General features: G+C 58.9%; 26 protein-coding genes and 1 tRNA gene. 12 read left to right on the forward strand and 15 right to left on the reverse strand.

What is annotated here, in order from left to right:
- The 7 genes from AC2FNZ_RS00005 to AC2FNZ_RS00035 all read right to left on the reverse strand — a co-directional run.
- A partial coding sequence (locus tag AC2FNZ_RS00005; RefSeq protein ID WP_496839146.1) for a DUF3299 domain-containing protein occupies positions 1-796 on the reverse strand: 796 nt, incomplete at its 3' end.
- Between the two features lie 16 nt (positions 797-812).
- Positions 813-959, reverse strand: coding sequence for a hypothetical protein (locus tag AC2FNZ_RS00010; RefSeq protein ID WP_496839147.1), 147 nt, complete (start codon positions 957-959; stop codon positions 813-815).
- Positions 960-1,089: 130 nt separating this feature from the next.
- Entirely contained in the window at positions 1,090-2,484 is a 1,395-nt protein-coding gene (locus AC2FNZ_RS00015) for a metal-dependent hydrolase family protein (RefSeq protein WP_496839148.1), read from the reverse strand.
- Between the two features lie 203 nt (positions 2,485-2,687).
- On the reverse strand, positions 2,688-3,542 hold the full coding sequence (locus tag AC2FNZ_RS00020) for a hypothetical protein (RefSeq protein ID WP_170528047.1): 855 nt from the start codon (positions 3,540-3,542) through the stop codon (positions 2,688-2,690).
- A gap of 519 nt (positions 3,543-4,061) precedes the next feature.
- On the reverse strand, positions 4,062-4,703 hold the full coding sequence (locus AC2FNZ_RS00025; protein ID WP_217897889.1) for a LysE family translocator: 642 nt from the start codon (positions 4,701-4,703) through the stop codon (positions 4,062-4,064).
- The gene (locus AC2FNZ_RS00030) at positions 4,703-5,206 is read right to left on the reverse strand and encodes an anthrone oxygenase family protein (protein WP_093963720.1); all 504 of its coding nucleotides are present in this window, start codon (positions 5,204-5,206) and stop codon (positions 4,703-4,705) included. The genes AC2FNZ_RS00025 and AC2FNZ_RS00030 overlap by 1 nt, the downstream gene beginning before the upstream one ends.
- Positions 5,206-5,613, reverse strand: coding sequence for a hypothetical protein (locus tag AC2FNZ_RS00035; RefSeq protein ID WP_496839150.1), 408 nt, complete (start codon positions 5,611-5,613; stop codon positions 5,206-5,208). The genes AC2FNZ_RS00030 and AC2FNZ_RS00035 overlap by 1 nt, the downstream gene beginning before the upstream one ends.
- Before the next feature lie 85 nt (positions 5,614-5,698).
- Here AC2FNZ_RS00035 and AC2FNZ_RS00040 point away from each other — a divergent pair, with 85 nt between their 5' ends.
- The 6 genes from AC2FNZ_RS00040 (at position 5,699) to AC2FNZ_RS00065 (ending at position 9,169) form a co-directional block, all read left to right on the forward strand.
- Positions 5,699-6,295, forward strand: a complete 597-nt coding sequence (locus AC2FNZ_RS00040; RefSeq protein ID WP_170342042.1) for a TetR/AcrR family transcriptional regulator — start codon at positions 5,699-5,701, stop codon at positions 6,293-6,295.
- Between the two features lie 27 nt (positions 6,296-6,322).
- Positions 6,323-6,625 (forward strand): chorismate mutase, encoded by a 303-nt coding sequence (locus AC2FNZ_RS00045; protein ID WP_496839151.1) that lies wholly within the window; start codon positions 6,323-6,325, stop codon positions 6,623-6,625.
- A gap of 86 nt (positions 6,626-6,711) precedes the next feature.
- On the forward strand, positions 6,712-7,062 hold the full coding sequence (locus AC2FNZ_RS00050) for a hypothetical protein (RefSeq protein WP_496839152.1): 351 nt from the start codon (positions 6,712-6,714) through the stop codon (positions 7,060-7,062).
- Between the two features lie 175 nt (positions 7,063-7,237).
- Positions 7,238-8,137 (forward strand): hypothetical protein, encoded by a 900-nt coding sequence (locus AC2FNZ_RS00055; protein ID WP_496839153.1) that lies wholly within the window; start codon positions 7,238-7,240, stop codon positions 8,135-8,137.
- A gap of 20 nt (positions 8,138-8,157) precedes the next feature.
- Positions 8,158-8,616 carry an ATP-binding protein gene (locus tag AC2FNZ_RS00060; RefSeq protein WP_093963065.1) on the forward strand — a complete coding sequence of 153 codons (459 nt, stop codon included), beginning with the start codon at positions 8,158-8,160 and terminating at the stop codon, positions 8,614-8,616.
- 37 nt (positions 8,617-8,653) lie between these two features.
- Positions 8,654-9,169, forward strand: coding sequence for a hypothetical protein (locus AC2FNZ_RS00065; protein WP_093963064.1), 516 nt, complete (start codon positions 8,654-8,656; stop codon positions 9,167-9,169).
- A 226-nt stretch (positions 9,170-9,395) separates the two neighbouring features.
- Here AC2FNZ_RS00065 and AC2FNZ_RS00070 read toward each other — a convergent pair whose 3' ends face one another.
- The 3 genes from AC2FNZ_RS00070 to AC2FNZ_RS00080 form a co-directional block, all read right to left on the reverse strand.
- Positions 9,396-10,148, reverse strand: coding sequence for an outer membrane protein (locus AC2FNZ_RS00070; RefSeq protein ID WP_093963063.1), 753 nt, complete (start codon positions 10,146-10,148; stop codon positions 9,396-9,398).
- Positions 10,149-10,305: 157 nt separating this feature from the next.
- Positions 10,306-10,381, reverse strand: a tRNA-Val gene (locus AC2FNZ_RS00075).
- Between the two features lie 77 nt (positions 10,382-10,458).
- A complete protein-coding gene (locus AC2FNZ_RS00080; RefSeq protein ID WP_496839154.1) occupies positions 10,459-11,712 on the reverse strand; it encodes an aminotransferase class V-fold PLP-dependent enzyme in 1,254 nt (417 codons plus the stop codon).
- 240 nt (positions 11,713-11,952) lie between these two features.
- Here AC2FNZ_RS00080 and modA point away from each other — a divergent pair, with 240 nt between their 5' ends.
- Genes modA through modC form a run of 3 tightly spaced genes read left to right on the forward strand, consistent with a single transcriptional unit; the run spans position 11,953 to position 14,520 of the window.
- Positions 11,953-12,729, forward strand: a complete 777-nt coding sequence (gene modA / locus AC2FNZ_RS00085) for a molybdate ABC transporter substrate-binding protein (protein WP_170369626.1) — start codon at positions 11,953-11,955, stop codon at positions 12,727-12,729.
- A 4-nt stretch (positions 12,730-12,733) separates the two neighbouring features.
- On the forward strand, positions 12,734-13,426 hold the full coding sequence (modB, locus tag AC2FNZ_RS00090; protein ID WP_496839155.1) for a molybdate ABC transporter permease subunit: 693 nt from the start codon (positions 12,734-12,736) through the stop codon (positions 13,424-13,426).
- Positions 13,423-14,520, forward strand: coding sequence for a molybdenum ABC transporter ATP-binding protein (modC, locus tag AC2FNZ_RS00095; RefSeq protein WP_093963060.1), 1,098 nt, complete (start codon positions 13,423-13,425; stop codon positions 14,518-14,520). Before modB ends, modC begins: the two co-directional genes overlap by 4 nt.
- Before the next feature lie 9 nt (positions 14,521-14,529).
- On the opposite strand, the gene AC2FNZ_RS00100 is transcribed toward modC, so the two are convergent.
- Entirely contained in the window at positions 14,530-15,042 is a 513-nt protein-coding gene (locus AC2FNZ_RS00100) for a toxin-activating lysine-acyltransferase (protein WP_496839156.1), read from the reverse strand.
- Between the two features lie 193 nt (positions 15,043-15,235).
- Between AC2FNZ_RS00100 and AC2FNZ_RS00105 the strand changes: the two genes are divergently transcribed.
- Positions 15,236-15,646, forward strand: a complete 411-nt coding sequence (locus AC2FNZ_RS00105; protein ID WP_093963058.1) for a hypothetical protein — start codon at positions 15,236-15,238, stop codon at positions 15,644-15,646.
- A 4-nt stretch (positions 15,647-15,650) separates the two neighbouring features.
- Here the strand turns inward: AC2FNZ_RS00105 and hemF are convergent, their stop codons facing one another.
- From hemF to clpS, 4 genes are read right to left on the reverse strand one after another with little or no spacing between them, the layout of a single operon-like run.
- On the reverse strand, positions 15,651-16,535 hold the full coding sequence (gene hemF, locus AC2FNZ_RS00110) for an oxygen-dependent coproporphyrinogen oxidase (protein WP_496839157.1): 885 nt from the start codon (positions 16,533-16,535) through the stop codon (positions 15,651-15,653).
- An 8-nt stretch (positions 16,536-16,543) separates the two neighbouring features.
- Positions 16,544-17,344: an SDR family NAD(P)-dependent oxidoreductase gene (locus AC2FNZ_RS00115; RefSeq protein WP_093963056.1), complete on the reverse strand. Its 801-nt coding sequence runs from the start codon at positions 17,342-17,344 to the stop codon at positions 16,544-16,546.
- 37 nt (positions 17,345-17,381) lie between these two features.
- Entirely contained in the window at positions 17,382-18,347 is a 966-nt protein-coding gene (locus tag AC2FNZ_RS00120; protein WP_496839158.1) for a class I SAM-dependent methyltransferase, read from the reverse strand.
- A 38-nt stretch (positions 18,348-18,385) separates the two neighbouring features.
- Positions 18,386-18,727 carry an ATP-dependent Clp protease adapter ClpS gene (gene clpS / locus AC2FNZ_RS00125; RefSeq protein ID WP_093963054.1) on the reverse strand — a complete coding sequence of 114 codons (342 nt, stop codon included), beginning with the start codon at positions 18,725-18,727 and terminating at the stop codon, positions 18,386-18,388.
- 92 nt (positions 18,728-18,819) lie between these two features.
- Here clpS and AC2FNZ_RS00130 point away from each other — a divergent pair, with 92 nt between their 5' ends.
- Both AC2FNZ_RS00130 and AC2FNZ_RS00135 read left to right on the forward strand, forming a co-directional pair.
- Complete coding sequence (locus tag AC2FNZ_RS00130) at positions 18,820-19,521, forward strand: HAD family hydrolase (protein ID WP_093963053.1); 702 nt, start codon at positions 18,820-18,822, stop codon at positions 19,519-19,521.
- 306 nt (positions 19,522-19,827) lie between these two features.
- Complete coding sequence (locus tag AC2FNZ_RS00135; RefSeq protein WP_093963052.1) at positions 19,828-21,201, forward strand: D-alanyl-D-alanine carboxypeptidase family protein; 1,374 nt, start codon at positions 19,828-19,830, stop codon at positions 21,199-21,201.
- The last annotated feature ends 497 nt before the right edge of the window (positions 21,202-21,698 follow it).

The following is a 21,698-nucleotide window of genomic DNA, read 5'->3' on the forward strand; positions in this document are numbered from 1 at the left end:
CTACCGTCGCCAGCGACTTGCCCTGATCCATCGACGTCATTGATGTCGTGAAGAGATTGCTGATCCAGGCCTGGGTTCGGACCACGATATTGCCCTGAACAGGCGCAGCGGCAGACGCCTTGATTTCACCCGGTACGCCCCAAACCTGTGCCTCTTTCAATGAGTAGGATGCTTCCACCATCCTCTGCCCGTCGACGAGGAACAGATTGCTGACAGACGGTTCATGTTCCAGAACGCCACGCAGCCGAATTGCGTGAAACGCTTCGTCTATTTCAATGCCTTCGGGTACATCGACACGAACCATCTGGTTGGGCGGCGGCGGCGGCGTGTGAATGCAGGCCCCCACCCACGGCACCAGCAGAAAACTGAATACGCGCCCGTTATCCCCGCGCAGCGGTAGGACGTATCCATCAAGCGAAACTTCGTGCCCGAGATACTGCCCGGTTACGCCGGTCGCCTCTTCGCGCCGTTTCTCCATCACCACAAGGCGCTGGGTCAAAAGCTCGTCCGCGTCATAGCCTTGGTCGCGCAGCCGCACACGGGCCTCCTGTGCCCGCTGGCTGAGTTCGGCATCATCCACGCGGCGCGCGGCATCCAGGATCGTTCGCAGGTCATCCTTCTGCTGGTAAGACATCTCAAGGAACGGATCGTCATAAGGCGCCGTTGACGGCGCCAGATCATGCCAATCTACATGCGGGGGCTCATTGGCCAGCGCGGTCGAAGGGTGCAGCCCCAGCGCAAGCAATAGCAAAAGCACCATATGCCCGAAAAAGGTGATGACTTGTTGCGCGTCCATAGCAGGCCTTTCCATGTCACACCGCGTTCTTGAAGTTGACGCTGTTCATCATGATCAAATCAATGTTTCCCCACGGGTTGGCGGCCAGTCTCAAATCCTCGAGAGGGTTGACGACAACCATGATCAGGTCTCCGTCGGTGACGAAACTGGTGATGTCGATCATCTCCGCGGACAACCCGTCAAGGACATTTGCGTGTATTATGATGATTGGACCGGGGGGCGTCCCGCGCCCCCGCGACCGAAGCCGCGAGGACGAAAGGAAAGGTAGTCAGCGTTCGGCCACGCATGACCGGTCACTCCATGTCGAACTTGTAGATGGTGCCATCCTTCATGATCATGCCGAAGTTCGCCTTGGCATCGCTGATCAACTGCAGATCCTCAAGCGGATTGCCGTTGACGAGGATCATGTCCGCATAGGCGCCTTCCTCGATCACGCCGAGCGGCCCGAGCGGATAGGGCGTGACCTTTTCCGACATCTTCAAGAGTTCGGCATTGTCGCAGGTCGCCATTTTCAGCGTTTCATACGGCGTGAACCAACGTTCCATCTTGGCCAAGACGGCACCCTGACGTTCGGCAAGGTCCGCGCTGAACAGCGTATCGGTGCCGAAAGCGATCTTCAGGCCCAGTTCCTTGGCGGTCTTGTAGACGAAGTCGGTGCCGTCGGTGACAAACTTGTACTTAGCCTTCTGGAACTCGTTCAGAGCCGGTGCGTCTTCATCATCCATGAACGGCTGCATGCTGAGCCACACATCTTTGTCCTTCATCATCTGCAGGGTCTCACGGGTCGCCATGTGACCGTGTTCGACGCTGCGCGCGCCATTCTCGACAGAGTGCCGAACCGCTTCATCATTGATCGCATGGGTCGTCACATAGGTGCCCCAGGCTTCGGTGGCTTCGACAGCGGCCTGGAATTCCTCGTCGGTGAACTGGATGACGTGGATCGGGTCATAAGACGAAGTCACGCCGCCACCCGCCATCAATTTGATATGGGTGGCCCCCTGCATCAGGTTTTCCCTGACGCGTTTCAGAACTGCCGGAACGCCATCCGCGAGATAGAACATGTTGCCCTCTTCAAAAGAGTGCAACTCACCCAGGGGAGTTGGCACGTCCCGCGTAATCCGGAAATCCTGGTGGCCGGCGGTGATTGACAAGGCTGGCCCAGAAGGGAACACCCGCGGCCCGTCGATCAGCCCCTCGTTCGTTGCGCGCGCGATGTCGAACATCGGTCCGGCCACGTCGCGCACTGTTGTGAACCCGCGCGACAGCGCGTTGTTCTGGGCCTTGGCGGCCAGAAGGTTCCAGTAGCCCTCGCCCGTCAGGGCCAGTTGCGCGATCGTCGCTTCGGCAAAGACCCCATGCCAATGCGCGTCGATCAGGCCGGGGATGAGCGTGTAGCCCTCGGCATCGATCTCGAAAGCGCCTTCGGGTGCCTCAAGATCGGAACCAATGGCGGAGATCAACTGACCGGAAACCAGAACGTCAACATCCGCGAGCTCTTCGTCGCATCCGTTGAAGACCTGTGCGCCCCTGATCAGGACATTGTCGAATTTCATCTTTACGTTGGTGGTTTCAATTTCACCGACGACACCGGCCGGGACGACCTCATGGTTGGCCTCATGCGCCAGAACGCTGACCGGAGTCGCGGCGAGCGTCGTGCAGAGCAGATAGGTGAGTGTTCTGTTGGTCATGATGTACATCCTCATTTTCAAGCGATGAATGAATTTGGTTTTGGTCGCGCAAAACTGTTTTTGGGTGCGCAGCCTGGGTTTTCAAAATTTGCGGATCGCGGTAAGTGGACCCGCTGGGCTTTCTTGTGCTCCCGCGGCACTGAAATGTTCAGTCACATGAGGGCGTGAGCAGACCCAAGAAGTCAACAGCGAAGCGCCCCGCATCAGAAGTTCAGCACCTTGTATCCAACCTGGACAGACCACTCTGCCGGCCTGTCGCCGCCAAACAGAATGCCAGGCTTGATGAACACTTGACCGTCACCGCCAAATGCCTTGCCCGTCAGCATGCCCGCGGTCACCTGTAGGCTGCCGAAGGTAGCATCCGTTTCCCAATCGTGGATGATGGCCGGGTCGAAGGTCAGGTAGAAACGCGGATTTTTCAGCTTGGGAACATAGTAGAAGTCGATCGTGGTCGTGTTCACATTCTGACCTTGATCATTTCCGCCCTCCAGTCCGAATGTCTGAACCCAGGCCGGGGCGAAGATTGCTCCGTTGTTGAGAAACCACGCGTAGAAGGCCGAGGTTTCACCGGCAAATTGCCCGTAGCCGGCGGCTTCGGTTTCTGCTGTGTCCAGGAACAGTTCAAAAGTGAAAGCGGCCCCGTTTTTCTCGGTAAGGTAAAAAACGTCAATGTAGGTAACGCTGATGTCGCCCAGCGTGAATTCAACCCCTGGCTTTCCGCCGAAGATGGGGTTTGCGTTGAACGGGCTGTCCGATCCGGGCACGGTGATCCGGAACGCCCGTTTCCCACCCTCACCAAAAGGCTGCGTATAGAAGGCCTCGAACAGACCGGTGTTCAGGTCGGAATTGATCTGGTTGAACTGATACTGAAGCCCAAACTGCGTCGTGAGCAGCGTTGGATTTGTTCCGTTGTTGATCTCGCTGAGGTCTTCCTGAGCTTTGGCAGGTGGTGCAATGGTGGCTGCAAAGAGAGCTGCCATTGCAGGTAATCTGCGCAGCTTCGGTGCAAGCGATGTGCCCGAGGCTCGATACAAGGATTTGATTTCGACGGTGTCCACTCGGCTGTTCCCCATCTTGAGTTGGTTCCGATCTCGTCAGCCTTTCGACACGCGCTGACACTCCGGCATGAGACAAGCCCAAAGCTCAAATTTCAACCTGCAAAAATTTTTTGACTCTGATGAGGGATCATGAGGGATGATGTGCTACCCAACGCGTCCTCGACCGTTGTCAGATTTTCTGCCGTTCTGGCCGGAGGTTTCTGTTCCATTGGTCTATGCTGCCAGTTCGGCCACCATACTCAAATCCGTTTCGACGACCCTGGCTGTGAGAATGGTCCTATTGATGGGTTTTAATTGGACACGGCTATCCAAAGCCGGCCTTCACCCATAGCCGGGCACCGGCGGTTCGGTCCGCACTGTGTAATTCGCCAATCCGCAGATTTGGCCGTTGCAGCGAATACTAGGTTCGGCGGGCCGCACCGCAGCATGCCGTGCTACGAGTGAACGGCAGGTCTGGGCCGGGCTCCACCGTTGCCAAACAGCGCATGACTGCCGGTCACGCGAAAAAACGTGAAGTGGTCACTCATTGCTGCGCCGCACAAATGCCAGGGCACAGCCCAGGGTGATGAGCAACCCTCCACAGGTCCGGTCGATCCAGCGCGCGCCCCGGTGGCTCAGAAATTGCATCGCCTTTGCCCCAAGACCGGCATAGGCCGCCATAGTGGCCACGTCGACCGCGATGAAGACGAGAGCGAGCAGGGCGTATTGCGCCAGAAGCGGTTCGGACGGGTCAAGGAACTGCGGCAGGAACGCAGTGAAAAACAGGTAGCCTTTGGGGTTCGTAACGGCGACCAGAAAGCTCTTGCGGAACAGTGTCAGTCTGCACCCGGATACGCCCGAGATTTGTCTACTCGAGTGCGCTGGAAAAGATCCCAGCTCCCCCGAGGACCGCAACATTTGAACGCCGAGCCACATAAGATAGCCGACGCCAATCATTTTCACGACGGTGAACAGAACCGCGGATGTGGCTAGTATCGCGCCCAACCCCAGACCAGCCGCGGCGATCAGAACACCGTCGGAGAGTGCGGCGCCCGCGATCCCATAGCCCGCGGACACAAGGCCGTAGCGAGACCCGTTGGACAGGGCCAGCAAAACCGTCGGTCCGGGTGTCATCACGACGACCAAGGCCAACAGGGCGAATGTCACAATCGAAATTTCCATCAGGTCGTCTCCGGTTTCAGGGCATGAATTGCGAGGCCGGTCAGGATCAGGGCCAGTCCGCTGACAAGGGTTCGGGTCGTATTCCAGATCTGCCACGGCGCGGAATAGTCCTTCCAGATTTGGGCGGCGTCCGCCCTGTCCGTCGGTACCGGCACTGTTGCAAGGGCCTCATTCATCGGCACGTTGATCAAAACCGTGACCAGAAATGCCCCGATGAAATACACGGCGGCCCCTGCCGCGAAGAGAGCGGCTGACCTCGTCCTTTCCTGATGGATCGCGACAAACGCGGTCAGCATCAGCATGACCGGTGTCAGAAAGAAGGCCGGGAAGAACACCGGATTCCGAACAGAGGCGTTCATCGCCTGCATTGCCGTGATTGCGACTCGGGGGTCGGTCGCATCGAGGCCCCACATGGTCGAGCAGACCCAAGCATAGAAGAAGCCGAAAACAGCGCCGATGTTCAAAAGGGAGAGCATCGACATCGGCACGAGTAGTCGGGCCATCAAACCTGTCCCGCAGGTGCGGCCGGGCGTTGGCGTGTTTCATCAGCTTGACGGGACGCATTCAGGACGCGGACAAAGATCACGATGGCTGCAAACTGCCCGAGCACTACGGCGGGCCAGATCAATGCGAACTGCGCGTCGAAATACTTCTGCGGCCCGAACGATACCAGCGCCATCAGCGCAGCCATCACGCTCAGGCCACGCCCGACAGCGTTCGTGAGCGGCTGCACGATCATTGCCGACAGCGCGATTGATACCGAAGCGCCAAGAAACGGGGCGATGCCAAACAGCGGAGTCGTAATCGGCGGATGGGGCTGGATGCCGGCATAAAGCGCAGAAAGCATGATGAGTTGCAGCAGGATCAGTGTGGCCAGTGCTGCAATGGCCTGTCGGTCAGGGTGAGACATTTTTCCTCCAAAAGCGTAATTTAAGTTACGGTTGAAAATATCCGTAATTGCAGTTACGGATTATGTCAACACGCAGGAGACAGGAATGCGCAAAGAAAAGAGATCACTGCGCCAACGACAGATCGAAGACGCCGCCTGTGAGGTGTTGGAGGCCAAGGGCTATGGCGGCACATCGATGCGGGACATTGCGAAACAGGCGCGAGCGTCGAACGAAACGCTTTACAGGTGGTATGGCGACAAGCAGGGCCTGTTTCAGGCCCTTGTCGCGCGTAACGCGGAAGAGGTGAAAGACCATCTCGCATCGGAATTGGAGACCGATCACGACGCGCTGTCCATCCTGCGCACGCTTGGCCCGAAGTTGTTGACCCTGCTCACTGGAGACAGGGCCGTTGCACTGAACCGGGCAGCGGCGGCAGACAGTAGCGGAGAATTGGGCGCCGCGCTGTCAAAGGCGGGACGCGAGGCGGTGTTCCCGCTTTTGGAACAGGTGTTTCTGCGCGCCCGGGAGGAGGGCGTGCTCAACTTTGAGCACTCTGGCGAGGCTGTGGCGCTCTATCTCGATCTCTTGATTGGCGATCAGCAGGTCAGGCGCGTCATCGGACGTCTGCCGAGTCCATCGAAAACCTTTTGCCAAGAACGGTCTGAACGTGCCGTCAAACTCCTCTGTAAACTTCTCGGCTAAATTCAAACACCCAAAGGAATTCAAAACATGAAAACCCTCATCGCGCCCAAGGCCTGCCAGACCATGACCGATCTTCGCGCGCAAATCGACGCGATCGACGTTGAGCTCATAAACCTGCTCGCCACGCGAAGCCTTTGTATCGACCGGGCTGCGGACCTCAAGAAAATCGAAGGTCTGCCGGCGCGTACCACAGATCGTGTGGCTGAGGTGCTGGACAAAGTTGGCTCAACCGCGTCCGAAAAGGGTCTGGACCCGGACCTCGCGCGCAAGCTTTGGGCCGAGCTGATTGAATGGTCGATACGGCGCGAAATCAGGGAGCTTGGCGAATAGAGCCATTCGGAAAGACCAAGGGCGAAACTGGTGGGGGTGGCCATTTGAAACTAATCCGGAATACAAGAGCCGCGGGGGTCTTCCACATGGCTGTGAAGTCAATGCAGGCTGGGGAATACCCGGCTGTTCTTGACCGCTTGGATGGGCTCCAAGCGCAACCATATTTCATGGCCAAGGCGGAACTGTTTCGCGCAATGGCGCGGCATCGGCAAGAAAGGTTTGCAGATGCGGTTCACCACTATGACAATTTCCTGATCAATCATCTCGCGGACATGCCGCGAAAGGACCGTCCCTACGTGGAAGAGTATGCGAAATTCTTCAGAAGCCGTGCCCAAGCGAGAATTGATCCGTCAACGCCGCTGTATTCATCTCTTGAAGAACTGAGAAAGCATGCGGCCTCGGCACCATTCCTTACCAGGGCTGAATTCTCAGTCTAAACCCCGGGCAGGTGCCGACGGGTCTTGAAGGAGCCTGACCTTCGATTGAATGCGTCAAAAGGAACCTTTGCCTGCGGGCCGGGGTTCCGCGCTCGCGAACAGGTATTTTCCCACAGAATCGGCCGTTTATGCCATTTGACGGCCGATTTCGAAGCAGCAGCTTCGCCTCGTATGAGTGACCATCACAATTTGCGGACAACTCAAGGCTTTTTTGCCATCGAAACTGAACGATCGAAGACCACACGAAGAGGCGTGCGTCACGGATGATGAGCTTGACCTGCTCTTCGTCATCTTTATCGCCGAATACCACAACACGCCGCACCGGGGACTGAATGGGAAAACGCCTGCGACGGCTTGGGAAGAACTGACCCAGGATATCGCTTATGATCCAATGCAGATCCCAGGTCCGCAGGACCTTCGTGAAGCTTGTGGGTTCTCGACCACTGCAAGGGTAACGCATGAAGGTATTCGATTCGCCGGTACCACCTACCTCAATGAATTTATTCGGAACGATCGCAAAACACGGGTAGCAGATCGGGTCGCCGCTCCAGATGGAAAAGTGGAAATCATCGTCGATCCGATGGACATGGGTGCCATCTCCGTAGTGGGTCATGGTGATACGATTTCCGTTCCTGCATTGGACAGCTCATTGCGTGGGAAGACCCTTCGGCAGTGGCAGGAAGAACGCCAGCTGAGGCGTGCCGAGGCGGCTTTGGACGGCCAACGTCGCAGTGGCGCGCGTGACGAAGCACAGCGGCTTCGCGCGGAACTCGTCGGCAAGATTATGCGTGGCAACGACATGGGCATGACCGGCTACACCCAAACCGAATTGGATCGTGCGAGCCTCGAGTTGTCTTTCGGAAAGGGCTCGAATGAGGAACCTTTCGTCGGACGGGATGAATATCAAGATCCTGTCCACGGGGGCTTCGAGATTGCCGCCGATGACATGCATGATGAAGGAGAATTGGCGCAGGAAGATGCCATCGGAGACGAACACAGGGTCAACTCGGTGGTTCTCCCGGACGAGCCCGGAAGTCTTGATCGTTTCCGGACCAGCAAGAAATTTTCCCGGTAGATGTGAGGGGAGGGATAGTCATGCCATCGACAATCGACGCAGAAAAATTCGCCGCACTGAGAAGCAAGGCGCGGTCAAAGATCGACTTTGAAACCGAGTTTTTCGAAACGGAGGACTTCAAAAAATTCAGGGATCGTATTTTTAAGGTTTTGGTCGAACGGGAAGAGCGGCTTAGCCGCGGGTATACCGAATTGCGCGGCGCAGCGTTGATCGGTCCGCCGGGAATTGGCAAGACGCGCATGGTCAAGCGCATTGCCGCCGAATTCAAGGAAGTCGTCGATGCCACCGGCGGGCTGAAATACGGGTCGTTGATCTGGAGTGTCACGGTACCAAGTCGGGCAACTGTAAGAGAGACCTGCGAACTGATTCTGCACGACCTGGGCTATCCGATCTCCGCTCGTCGTGATGAGGGCTACCTCGTCAGTTTGGTTGTAGATAGGCTCCAGCAAAAAAGGGATTGCAGCGCTTCATCTCGATGAGGTTAAAGACAGCGGTCGCTATGTGACAAGCGATAGCATGAAGCACTTTACCGGTAGGTTCCGCAATTTCATGCAGAAAGGAGCTTGGCCAGTTTCAGTAATCATTACTGGCACAATGGAAGCAAAAACAATCATCAATCAGGATGGGACATTGCTACGTCGGGTCGAGCCGATCGAGGTTCTTCCGATGGCCTTTGGCAAAGACGGTCCGCTAATTAAACGCTCCATCAAGGAACTGTTGGAGAAAGCGGGGCTTGAAGATGACGGCTTGCTTGACGAAAGCGAGTTTATCAAGATCCTGATGCATGCATCGGCACAGCGTTTTGGCATGGCGATCGAATTGTTTTTCGGTGCGACTGGCATTGCGAAGAAATACGAGAGCCAAAGGCTTAGTATCGAGCATTTCGCGGAGGGATACTACGAAAGGATGAACTGCGATGATGCGCTTAATCCCTTCCTCAGCCATGATTGGCGAAGCATCGATACAACGATTGCGATGGACAGACACATCAAAGAATCACGGCAGATCCGCAGGAGACCTCGGCAGAGTTAACCCGCCAAGATCAAAGCTATTCAAGCCGCTCAGGGATGAGCGGCTTTTTTCTTGAGAATATCGAAGAAAACGAACGGTTCATAAATGTCGCAAGACAGAATCTAGGTGTCGTGGGGCCGAAAAAGAGAATGTCGCACCGAAAATATTATCGTTTTATTACAATGGGGTGATATTTTTTAGGAACGGACTTTGGATGTCGAACGTCACCTAGTGGGTGGCAAATGCCCTAGAATCGGTAGGTTGCGCCAATCACCGGGCCGGATTGGTGGAAGCTGAAGTCATTGCCATTGATGTCGTGATCAAAGGAAATGTAGCGGTACCCGCCGCGTAGCAGCCAGCGGTCGTTGATCGCATAGTCCGCGGTCAGCAGGACCTGCCAGGTTTCGCTGTCGCTGCGGAACCCGCCATAGTCCAGGAACCCGGTTCCCGACCATTTGTCCGAAAACGCGACGCGGGCACGGACGCCGATCACCGGATCGGTCCAGCTGCTGTCAACCGAGGTCTGATTGCCGGGCGCTGTTCCGGGCAACAGGTTGAACTTTGTTTCCGTGCTGAACCATCTGAACCCGCCAGCCAGATCGACGCTGGCTGTCGGTGTTTCTAGGACGCGGTAGCCGACATAGCCGCTCAGGAACTGCGTTTTGAACGATGTGTCCAGACCCGAGCTTGCCGGTCCCGGAGTCTCGTTCGAGAAGGACAGGTTCGTATAGTTGTAGTCCGCAAGGAACGACCAGCGGCCGTTCGATGCGGTAAACGTGCCCATGAAAGCAAGGTCGAGGTTTTCCAGCGCGTCAGAGAAGCTGAGCGTGCTATCCAGGGTTCCCGCGGGTGTGTCCAACGACACTTCGGTTTCAGGGGTGAACAGGTAGATCGTGGCCGAATAGGACCAGTCGGACTGCTGAGACAGTGCTGATGTCGCTGCTGAAATCGCAAGCGACAGGCCAAGCATCAGGGGTTTCGCGATCCGTACCGTCTTCATGATGTCCCTCCGGTGAGCCCGTTTTGGCTTTGACCCACAGTAAAGGAGGCTGCTGGCAAACCAAAATGGTATTTTGATTTGTGCATGGGTTGGGCAACGCGCCAGAGATTGGCAGGTCACATCCGCGCAAATACTGAGGACGTAGAATGGGTTAGCATGGTGGGTGATGAGAGACTCGAACTCCCGACATCTTCGGTGTAAACGAAGCGCTCTACCAACTGAGCTAATCACCCGTGAAGGGGGATTTAGCCAAGCTGGTGGGCCGGCGCAAGAGGGTCTTTCAGAATTTCTGCGCCGTTGGCCATGTGTCTCAGGGATTTATGTCCTTCAATGCGGTCAGCAGCTGCGCGACCTCGTGCTCGGTGTTGTAGTGGCACAGCGAAATCCGGATGCAATCGGACAAGCCCAACGGGTTCAGCACGTTCCCGCTGTAATGGTCGGCCTTGCGGGTGTGGGTTCGGATGCCCTGCGCGTTCAGGCGCGAGACCACGTCTGCCGAGGGCATGTCGCGGACCACGATCGACACCAGTCCTTCGCGGGCGGGGTTGTCTGCTCCGGCCAGAATTGTGACGTGATCCATATCGCGCAGGCCGGGCAGGTTGCCGACGCCGTTGATCATCGCGTTGGTCAGATGGGTCTCATAGGAATGAATCGCCTGGCCGGCGGCCTCGATTCTGGTGCGTTGGTCAGCGGCGTCCGACACCTGACTGCCCAGCCAATCGAAATAGGCAACCACGTCGGACATCGTGGCGTAGGCGCCGGTATCGCGCGTGCCGAATTCCCAACCATTAGCGGGCGCGTCAATCAGTTGGTCATGAGGCAGGGCCGTCAACCGGTCGGAGATCCAGGCAATGCCGTAGCCATGCCGGGAAAACACTTTGTAGGGTGAAATCGCATATCCATCGACTCCGTAGCTGTTGATGTCCAACTGTCCGTGTGCTGCGTGCTGGATGCCGTCGACGATGATGAAACAATCTGGCGACACCGCCCGGATCGCGCGCGAGATTTCAGCCACGTCCATTCCCATTCCCGTAACCGGCGAAGCGTGCAGGATCGTGGCTACCGCTACGTCCGGTGTCATGTGGGCCGCATAATCTGCGGCGGTAACCAGACCTGTCGCGTCGTCATGCGGCACGTTCACGTAGTCCAATCCGGCAATACCCGCCCAACGGCGCGCGGCGCTGCGGCTGGCGGGATGTTCGATCGAGCTGCCGATCACCTTTGCACCTTTGGGCGCATTCACGCAGGCCGTGCGGATCATGCGGAACAGAAGCTCTGTTCCGCTTTCACCCACGAAGAACTGCCCCGAAGGCGCATTCATAAACACGGCAAGATCTGCCTTGGCACGGTTGATGATGTCGACCAACGCATGACTGGCGGGATTGTCCCGCCCCTGATTGTCCGGGATGGCCGCAAAACGGGCCGAGGTTTCGACCACCGAATTCAATGTCAGCGCGCCGCCAGCATTCTCGAAAAAGATGCGGGGACCCTGAAAGGGGCAGCTGTCCACATGGGCAAATCGCGCGCGAACGGTGTCGATCAATCCCGGGGTCTCGTGCAGCATGGTGTACGTCCTGTTTGGTTCATGCCCAGACTCGTCTTGCGAGTGCGCGACATCAATTTCGTTTGCGACAGATTGCGGGTTTGGGATGCCGCCTTTTTCTCTGGGCTTACTCTTTCGACGCCGGAAAGACCAATTGATTCCGGACTCTGCATGGCACGCCGGCGGGAATACACCTTGCCTGCGGCCCGCTGCCTCCGATATGCCAAAAGCAATGCGACCGTCCGAACAGGAGAGCCGGGGATGCAGTTCGACACATGCCGCCGTCTTGTTGCGGTTGCCGCCCTTTGCGGCGCGTTGGTTGCCCCGGTTCGGGTTGCGGCGGCTGAGGTCCTGGTGTTCGCGGCGGCCAGTCTCAAGACCGCGCTGGACCAGATCGCTCCGGAATTCGAGGCCGCGACAGGTCAACAGGTTACGGTTTCCTTCGCAGCCTCTTCCGTTTTGGCCCGGCAGATTCAGCTGGGCGCGCCGGCCGATCTGTTTATCTCTGCCAATACCGCCTGGATGGATGTTCTTGAGCGGAACGGAGACATCGACCCGGCGTCGCGCGTCGATCTTGTGGGCAACGGGCTGGTGCTGATTGCGCGCGCAGGGCAGCCCAGCGAACAGGAGCTTACGCCGAACTTCGATCTGAGAGGCCAATTGAAAGGCGGCTATCTGGCAATGGCTCTCGTTGATGCGGTTCCCGCCGGAAGCTATGGCAAGGCCGCGTTGACTGCTCTGGGCCTGTGGGACGATGTTCAGGATCAGGTGGCTCAGGCCGATAACGTGCGCGCGGCGTTGGCGCTTGTCGCAAGTGGCGCGGCACCAATGGGTGTTGTCTACCGATCCGATGTGCAGGCCGAGGCCCGGGTGGATGTGGTCGGAGTTTTCCCTGAAGGCACGCACCCGGTGATCGTCTATCCTGCGGCCCTGACCGCGACCGCACGGCCTGAGGCGCAGGTCTTCCTCGACTACCTGCAGAGCGAACCGGCGACCGGCATATTCAAGGCGCAGGGTTTCACCCTGCCGCACGGATAGCGCCATGGGTTGGTTGGGCCCTGCCGAGATCGAAGCGTTGCGACTGTCTCTGCGCGTCTCTTTCTGGGCGACGATCGTTTCGCTGCCACTCGGTATATTCGTGGCCTACGCACTGGCCCGCTGGAGGTTTCCCGGTCGACAAGTGCTGAACGGTCTGGTGCATCTGCCGCTTATCCTGCCACCGGTCGTGACCGGTTATCTGTTGTTGCTGACCTTCAACGTACAAGCCCCGGTTGGTCGGGTGCTGGCTGATCTGGGCGTCGTTGTGGCCTTCCGCTGGACCGGAGCCGCACTGGCCGCCGGGATCATGGCATTTCCGCTGATGGTTCGGGCAATCCGCCTGTCGATCGAGGCGGTTGATCCAAAACTGGAGCAGGCGGGAGCGACGCTTGGGGCATCGCAACCTTTTGTCTTTGTCACCGTGACTTTGCCTATGATCTTGCCGGGGATCATTGCAGGGGCAATCCTTGCCTTCGCAAAGGCGATGGGCGAGTTCGGAGCCACGATCACCTTCGTGTCGAACATTCCGGGCCAGACCCAGACCTTGCCGTCGGCGGTTTATGCTTTCCTTCAGGTGCCGGGCGGCGAGAGCGCCGCGATGCGGCTGGTCATCATCTCGATCGTCATCGCCATGGGGGCGCTGCTTCTGTCGGAATATGTGGGGCGTCGCGCTGCGGCCCGGGCGGCCGGAACATGAGTCTGTCCGTGCAGATAAGACACCGCCTGCCGGGCATTGACCTGGACATCTTGTTTCAGGCGCCGCGGGGTGTGACGGTTCTGTTCGGACGATCGGGGTCGGGCAAGACCACCATCGTGGATGCCGTGGCCGGGTTGCTGCGCCCCCAGGCTGGGCGGGTCGCGGTGGATGATTGGGTGCTGTTCGATACCGAGCAAGGCCATTGGCTGCCGCCACATCGCCGCCGGCTGGGTTATATCTTCCAGGAAGGCCGCTTGTTCCCGCACCTGACCGTGCGCCAGAACCTGTCTTATGGCCGGTGGTTTGCTCCCCGGGACGCGCGCCGTGAAAACCCCGATCACGTGATAGAGATGCTGGGCATCGGCCACCTGTTGGACCGTCGCCCCGCCCACCTTTCGGGCGGTGAAAAGCAGCGTGTCGCCATTGGCCGTGCTCTGCTGGCAAGCCCGCGGTTGATCCTGGCCGATGAACCTCTCGCTGCGCTGGACGAAGCCCGAAAGGCCGAGATCCTGCCCTATTTCGAGCGATTGAGGGACGAGGTCTCGGTGCCGATCCTCTATGTCACGCATTCTGCCGCCGAAGTGGCCCGCCTTGCCACCTCGGTCGTGGCGTTGCAGGACGGCAAGGTGTTGCGGCAGGGGCCGGCCTCCGAAGTGTTGGCGGATCCTTCGGTTGCGCCGACAGGTGTGCGGGCTGTGGGTGCGGTGCTTGAGGTAAGTGTGGCCGCGCATCACGAAGATGGCCTGACGGAACTGGCGGCAAACGGTGTCCGACTGTTCCTGCCGCGCATCCCGCATTCGGTTGGTGATGCGCTTCGGATCCGCATCCCCGCCCAGGAAGTCATATTGTCGGACCGAAAGCCCGAAGGCCTGTCGGCGCTGAACGTCCTGCAGGGCACCGTCGAGTCCGTGCGCGCGGGCGAAGGTCCGGGAGCGATCGTATCGGTCCGAACACCGGCGGGCACCCTGCTGGCTCGTGTGACGCGCCGGTCGGTCGAGGCCCTGGCGTTGCAGCCCGGCAAACCGTGCCACGCGGTCGTCAAGACCGTAGCGCTGGCACCGCAGGATGTCGGTGGACGGGTCGCCAAGTCTTAGGTGGCAGGGTCAGCCACCCTGTTCTTTCAGAAGCTGTGAGAACTCTTTTTTCCGGTACAGCTTCATGTGGACCTTGCCGGCCTCATCCCGGGTCCATTCGACGATCCGATTTCGGGTCATGTCGCTGTCCATGCGGTTCGTGCGCACCCTCGGGTGCGGAATCTCGCGTTTCAGAATCTCGACCATCTGGTTGGTCTGTCCGAAAGGTGCGACCAAGTCGACGATCCAGAAAGATGAGCCGCAGGTGAAGTCGGTATCCATCAGCGGCTTTTCCTGCACCGCATATCGGTATTCCGCTTCAGGGCTGAGCCCGGCAAAGGTCACGAAACCGCGCGGGAATCCGTTTTGGCGAAAGATGTGATACTGCCCCAGCCGCAAAGGCGTTTCGAATGCGTAGAGAACCTGGGCGAGGCTGCGCTGTTGGTGGGTTTTGGTCAGCCCGGCAAGGTAGAAGAGCGCGCCGAAGTCGGCGTATTTCTCGGGAGAGAAATCAAACCAGTCCTTTGGAAATTTTCTGCTCAAACCTGACCTCAACCCCTTGGGACATCGGCAGTATATCGGGCAAAAGTCTTGAAATGGTATTCGTTTTCTGTCGCCTCCGCAGCTGAGCGGGCTTGTGGGCGTGGCCTGTTTCCAAAGGTGACCGGGTTTGGCTTTACTCAATGGGCAGGCGGCCTATGATTGGCACAACCCGGTTTTTTGGCGGATAGTTTTGATGAAGCATTCGATTTCAGCCTTGGTTCTGTCTGCAACACTGTTGGCCCCAATCGCCGCACAAGCTGTCGGGTTCGGCATCGGCGTCCGCCCGACCTACCGCACCGAGATAAGATCCGTCGGAGACGGTGTGTACGAGGTCAAGGCAATCGGGTCGTCAGCCCCTGTCAACTACTGGTGCGGTATCGGCGATTTCGCCATTCGGCAGTTGGGTGTCCCCGGTTCGCAACGGATCTACATCTGGAGGGCGTACGAGCCGGGTGTACGAACTGTGCAATTCTCGTTGAAGCCGCCGCCGGGCGTGGATACCACCCCCGGCTATTCAATTACCGTCAAGCGGGTGGGCGAGAACATGTCAGCGTCCTCCGCGCAGAACTACTGCTACGACAACTTCATGGATTTCGGGTTCTGACGTCTCAGACCCACTTGGCCAGCGGCGGCAGGCTCATCAGCACGGCGTCGGGGTCATGCCCGGTTTCCAGGCCGAATTTCGTGCCCCGGTCATAGACCAGATTGTATTCGGCATAGAGCCCGCGGTGCACCAGCTGGGTGTTTTTGTCTGCCTCGGTAAAGGGTTGGGTCCGCCGCTTTTTGACCAGCGGCAGAAAGGCCGGCAGGAAAGCGCGGCCAATGTCCTGTGTCAGCGCAAAATCCGCCTGCCAGTCGCCGGTGCAGTAGTCGTCCATGAAAATGCCGCCCACCCCACGCGCACGCTTGCGGTGCGGAATGTAGAAATACTCGTCTGCCCATTCTTTGAGCCGCGGATAGTGACCCGGCCCGTGCGGGTCTAGATGCGCTTTTTGCGTGGCGTGGAAATGGGCCGTGTCCTCGGCATATTCGATGCAGGGGTTCAGGTCTGATCCACCGCCGAACCACCAGGCGTGCGGGGTCCAGAACATGCGGGTGTTCATGTGAACGGCCGGTGCGTGCGGGTTTTGCATATGCGCCACAAGGCTGATGCCCGAGGCCCAGAACCGCGGGTCGTCTGTCATCCCGGGGATACCCTTGCGCGCGGCCATTGCCTGTTGTGCCCGTTCGCCGAGCGTGCCGTAGACGGTCGAGACATTGACGCCGACCTTCTCGAACACGCGGCCACCGCGCATGACCGACATCAGCCCACCACCCGAGTCCGAGCCGTCCTCGGACTGGCGTCGGGTCTCCTTGACCTCGAACCGTCCGGCGGGGGCATCGGAAAACGGCCCCACCTGGTGGCTGTCTTCCAAAGCCTCGAAGGCCGCGACGATTTCGTCGCGCAACTGGCGAAACCAGGTCGAGGCGGTGGATTTTTCCGTTTCAAACATCGTCAGGCTCAATGCGCGGGAGCGGCAACCGGGTCCAGAAGGGTCCGTCCACCGTCGATTGTGAGGACTTGCCCGGTAATGAACGCAGCCGCGTCCGAGGCAAGGTATTGCGCCGTTTCGGCCAGCTCGGCCGGGGCGGCAATGCGGGCCAGTGGGGTATGATCCTCAATGTCCCGCCGATAGTCCCGATTGTCTTTCAGGGTGGCCTGCAGTGACGCGCTCATGACCGACCCCAACGCAATCGAGTTCACGCGGATCCGATGAGGCGCAAGCGCCACTGCAAGGGACCGGGTCAACTGGTCCTGCGCGGCGCTGGAAACCGAATAGGCCAAAAGGCCTGGATGCGCGCGCTGACCGGCGATCGAGGACAGGTTGATGATCGAACCATTCGGCCCGTCTTCCTGATCCTCGGATTGTTTGATCATCCGCTTGGCCACAAGCTGGCTCAGCCGCAGGGCGGGCATCAGGTTCTGGTTCAGAAGGGTGCGAACCGAGTCGTCTTCCAGATCAAGCGGATCCGTCGAGATGACCTGTCGCGCTCCGTTTACCAGAATGTCGACCTGATCGAATGCATCCAGAGTGGCCGAAAGGAGGTTGGCGATCGTCAGCTTTTCGCGCAGATCACCGGCGAAGTAGCGGACGTTGCTGTCATCGGCCTGTTCGCCTAGTTCTTCTGCCAGACGTTTCTCGTCCATGTCGGCGAACATCACGTTGGCGCCCGCGTCGGCAAAGTGACGACCGATGGCAAGGCCGATGCCGTTGGCGCCTCCGGTGACGATGGCGGTCTTGCCGGCTATGGAAAAGGACATGTGTTTCCTCCTGAGTCGCGGCGCAGGTTAATCGGCTTCACCGCCGAGGGCGAGAGGCGTGGAATACCTTGAACCGGTTGTCGCCTGCAATTTCCTCGACCCGCGCGAAAGCGTCAGTCAAAGCCGTTTCATAGGGGAGATGCCGGTTGGCGACCATCCACAAGTGGCCCGAGCGGGACAGGTTGCGCGCGGCGGCGGTGATGAACCCACGCCCCAGGTCGGGATCGGCGCTGCGCGACGTGTGAAACGGCGGGTTCATGACAACGGTGTCCACGGGTTCTGGTGCAGACCATGTCACCGCATCTGCCCAGTGGAACTGTGCCCTTGGGTCGGGCACGTTGATCCGGGCGCATGTCAGGGCAGCATGGTCGGCTTCGACGAGGTGCAGCGTGCGTACAGTGTCATCCTGCAGCAGCCCGGCGGATAAATAGCCCCATCCCGCACCCAGATCGGCGACCCGAGGTCCAAGCTTTGGTGGCAGGGTCTGGCGCAACAGCGCCGAAGCAGGATCGACCCCGTCGGCCGAAAACACCCCGGGCGCGGTTCGGAAGCCGTCCGCCATCTGTCCTGCGGGCGGGGACCAGTCTGCAAATGCGTTGGGATCGGCCTTGAACCAGAAGATCTTGCCATGCGCCTTGGCGATGGGGCCCTCGATCTCGACCCGCTTGCGAATGTCCTTCAGCAAGCTGTCCACGCCATCTGTCTTGGCACCATCAACGACAACCGTTCCCGAGGCCCGGCTGCACGCATGATGGATCATGGCGCGTGCCTGCGCTTTGGCGCGAGGCAGAAACAGAACCACGTCTTCACAAGCGCTGTCGGTTTCGGGCACAGCTGCAAAGCCGCGGTCCCGGAAATGGTCGTGGAACGGTTTGAAAGGTTGAACAACCTCGACACCGTTCGGCAGCGCCGACAGGTCATGATCCGGCGTCGGTCCAACGACCGACAGCGGTTCCGACAGGGTCAGGCCCGAATCGAGGGCGAGAGACAATCGAGAGGACATCAGAGCGGGTTGAAGGGGCAGAGTCGCGCGTCGCGGACCTACTCCTCTCTCTCCATGGTGCACTGAAGCGGGTGTTGATGCCGACGAGCGAAATCCATCACCTGCCCAACCTTGGTCTCGGCAATCTCGTGGCTGAATACGCCGACCACGGCCACGCCTTTCTTGTGCACGGTCAACATGATCTCAAAGGCCTGCGCATGGGACATCCCGAAGAACCGCTCGAGCACATGCACCACGAATTCCATGGGCGTGTAGTCGTCGTTCAACAGCAGCACCTTGTACAAGGGCGGTCGTTTGGTCTTGGGCTTGGTCTGTACAAGGATTGACGTGTCGCCATCGTCTTCCGATTTGCCAGCCATCATCCAACGGGCTTCAATCATGTCGCGAGATTTTCCGATTCACACTTCGGGTCGTTTCAGGGCTTATATAACGTCGACCCACCCAGAGGAAAGAGCAACCGGGCGGATTCGAAATGGATGAAAACCTGACCATCGTCGCTTTCGACGCTGACGACACCTTGTGGCACAACGAGCGTTTCTTTCAGCTGACCCAAGCGCATTTTGCCGTGCTGCTGGCGGATCATGCAGACCGCGACCATCTGATGGAGCGGTTGTTGGCGGCCGAGAAGCGCAACATCCGCCACTATGGGTACGGCATCAAGGGTTTCGTCCTGTCGATGATCGAAACAGCAATCGAGGTAACAGAAGACAGAGTCCCGGCCAGGGTCATCCGCGAACTGATCGAAGCCGGGCAGGAGATGCTGTCCCACCCGATCGAACTGTTGCCTCACGCGCGGGAGACGGTCGAGACAATCGCAGGTACCCATCGCATTGTTCTGATCACCAAGGGTGATCTTATTGATCAGGAGCGCAAACTGGCCCAATCGGGATTGGGCGAGCTGTTCGACGCGGTCGAAATCGTGTCGGAAAAGACGCCCGAGACCTACCGCGAAGTCTTTCGGCGGATGGGGCAGTCACCTGCCGGTGCAATGATGGTCGGCAATTCGATGCGGTCGGATGTGGTCGCGCCGATCCAGGCAGGGTGCTGGGGCGTGCACGTACCGCACGGTCTGGTGTGGGAGATCGAGCAGGCCGTGATCCCGACAAGCCATCCCCGTTTCCGGGAGATCCGCGATTTGGGAGATCTTCCTGATCTGGTCCGGCAGATCTCCTGACCTGTGACAGATTGGCCCCAGTTTCAAAATTTCACGACGAAGCCGCGCCAACTTTCTGACATCTTCGCCGTTTTGGTGGCGGCCATCCGTTGGGCCGCAACATCTAGACGCCACCGAGCGGAGCCGCGGCCGCGGATTTTTCAGCTTTCGGTTTATTTCAGCAGTGCTGTGTGTTAGCCTCAACCAAATAATCAAAAAGGCTGACCGGGAAAACCCGGCGGCGCGAGGCAGACAGAGGCAAAGATCGTGCAGATTCGGCGGATAGTTCCGGCGCGGGCGGGCTTGCTCGTAGTCACATTGGTATGGATGGCGCTTGTCCTGGCGACTCAGGCGCTTGCGGCTCCTTATGCGGCAATGGTCATTGACGCCAGAACCGGTGAGGTTCTGCACTCCCGCAACGCCGATACCAGGCTGCACCCTGCTTCTCTCACCAAGATGATGACCCTCTATATCGCCTTCGAAGCGGTGCGGAACGGTGAGATCACGCTGGACACTCAGGTGCGGATCACCAAGGCCGCGGCCGCCGAGCCGCCCTCCAAGCTGGGCCTGCGGGCGGGCCAAACCATTGCATTCCGCTATCTCATCCGCGCGGCTGCTGTGAAATCGGCCAATGACGCCGCGACCGCGATCGGCATCGCCCTCAGCGGATCCGAGGCCGCCTTTGCGCGCCGTATGACCCGGACCGCCAAGGCCATGGGCATGAGCCGCACAACCTTCAAGAACGCACACGGGCTAACCGAAGCGGGCCATCTTTCGACAGCGCGTGACATGACCACGCTGGGTCGGCACCTGCTTTATGACTATCCCGAGTATTACAACCTGTTTTCACGCCAATCGACACATGCCGGCATCAAGACTGTCCCGAACACCAACCGGCGGCTGCTGGCAGCCTACCGGGGCGCCGACGGCATCAAAACCGGATACACGCGCGCTGCGGGCTTCAACCTTGTTGCTTCGGCCAAGCGTGGGGACAAACGGATCATCGCAACCGTGTTCGGCGGCAAGTCCAGCACCTCGCGCAACGCCAAGGTGGCCGAGCTGCTGGATATGGGATTCCGGCGCGCCCCTTCACGCGCTCCGATCCGCAAACCCGCCCGTCCGGCATATGCCGGGAATACTGGGCTGGGTGGAGCCACCCAATTGGCCAGTGCGGTCCGCGCACCACAGCGTAGCCTTCGGCCTGTGATGCGACCCGGGGCTGGCGTTGCCATCCAGGTTGCCGGCGCCGTGGCCGAAACCGCAGCCAAGAACGGTGCACGTATTCAAGACGGCATCGCCGCGGCGATCGCCGCAGCGGATATCGCGCCGACGGCGCCTCCGGTCGAGAATGCCGACACGCGCCCGGCCCTGCGCCCCGAAAACCTTGTGCTTGCATCGACCGAACCCGCAGAAGTCGTGGCCGAGCCCGAGCAGGAGGTCGTTACCCGTTTGTCCACGTCGGGCGGGCATCTTTGGGGCGTCAATGTCGGGCGTTACACCACCCGCTACGAAGCCGAGAAGGTTTTGCTGAAAACGGCTCTATCGGAAATGACGACACTGGAAGGCACTTTGCGCAAAGTGAACCAGAGTTCACGCGGATTCGACGCGACCTTTCAGGGTATGACTCGCGAGCAGGCGGATCTGGCCTGCCGTCGCCTGAAGGCGCGCAATGTCACCTGTTTCATGATCGGACCATCATAAGGCCCGGCATTCTCTCCTGGATCGTTGCTGGCCGCGAATGGATTTCGCGGCCTTTTTTTTGTGCCTTGAATGGGGCGGTCATTCGACCCGGCCGGAGGCCAAAGGCCAAGTGGCCGCCAAAAGCAGGGGGGGTAAAAGCAAGGGGGGCAAAACGCAGTGTTCGGCACACCAACGCTTGTGCATTCCGAGCCGCAAATCGGCTGCAGAGTGAGTCGACTCATGTGGTGCGAGTCGAGTGTTCTTGTGGTGGTGTCAGGGCGCTTTCGCTATATATAGTGGTCTCGTGGGGTCGGACCTTGAAGCCAGCGGGTCGGGCTTGATCTTCGGGGGTGAAACTCCCAGCGACGGAGCTAAGTGGCTGCGGTTTAAGTCACTGACAAATATTGATAAAAATAAAATCAGCAAAAAAGTTTGGCAGTTTGTCATTTTCTGCTTGCGGTGATTTGTAGTTATCCTTAGAACGCCCTTCACCGGCGCTGCTGAGGCGGTGCTGACGG

It is taken from the genome of Ruegeria sp. SAZA006 (assembly GCF_059613465.1).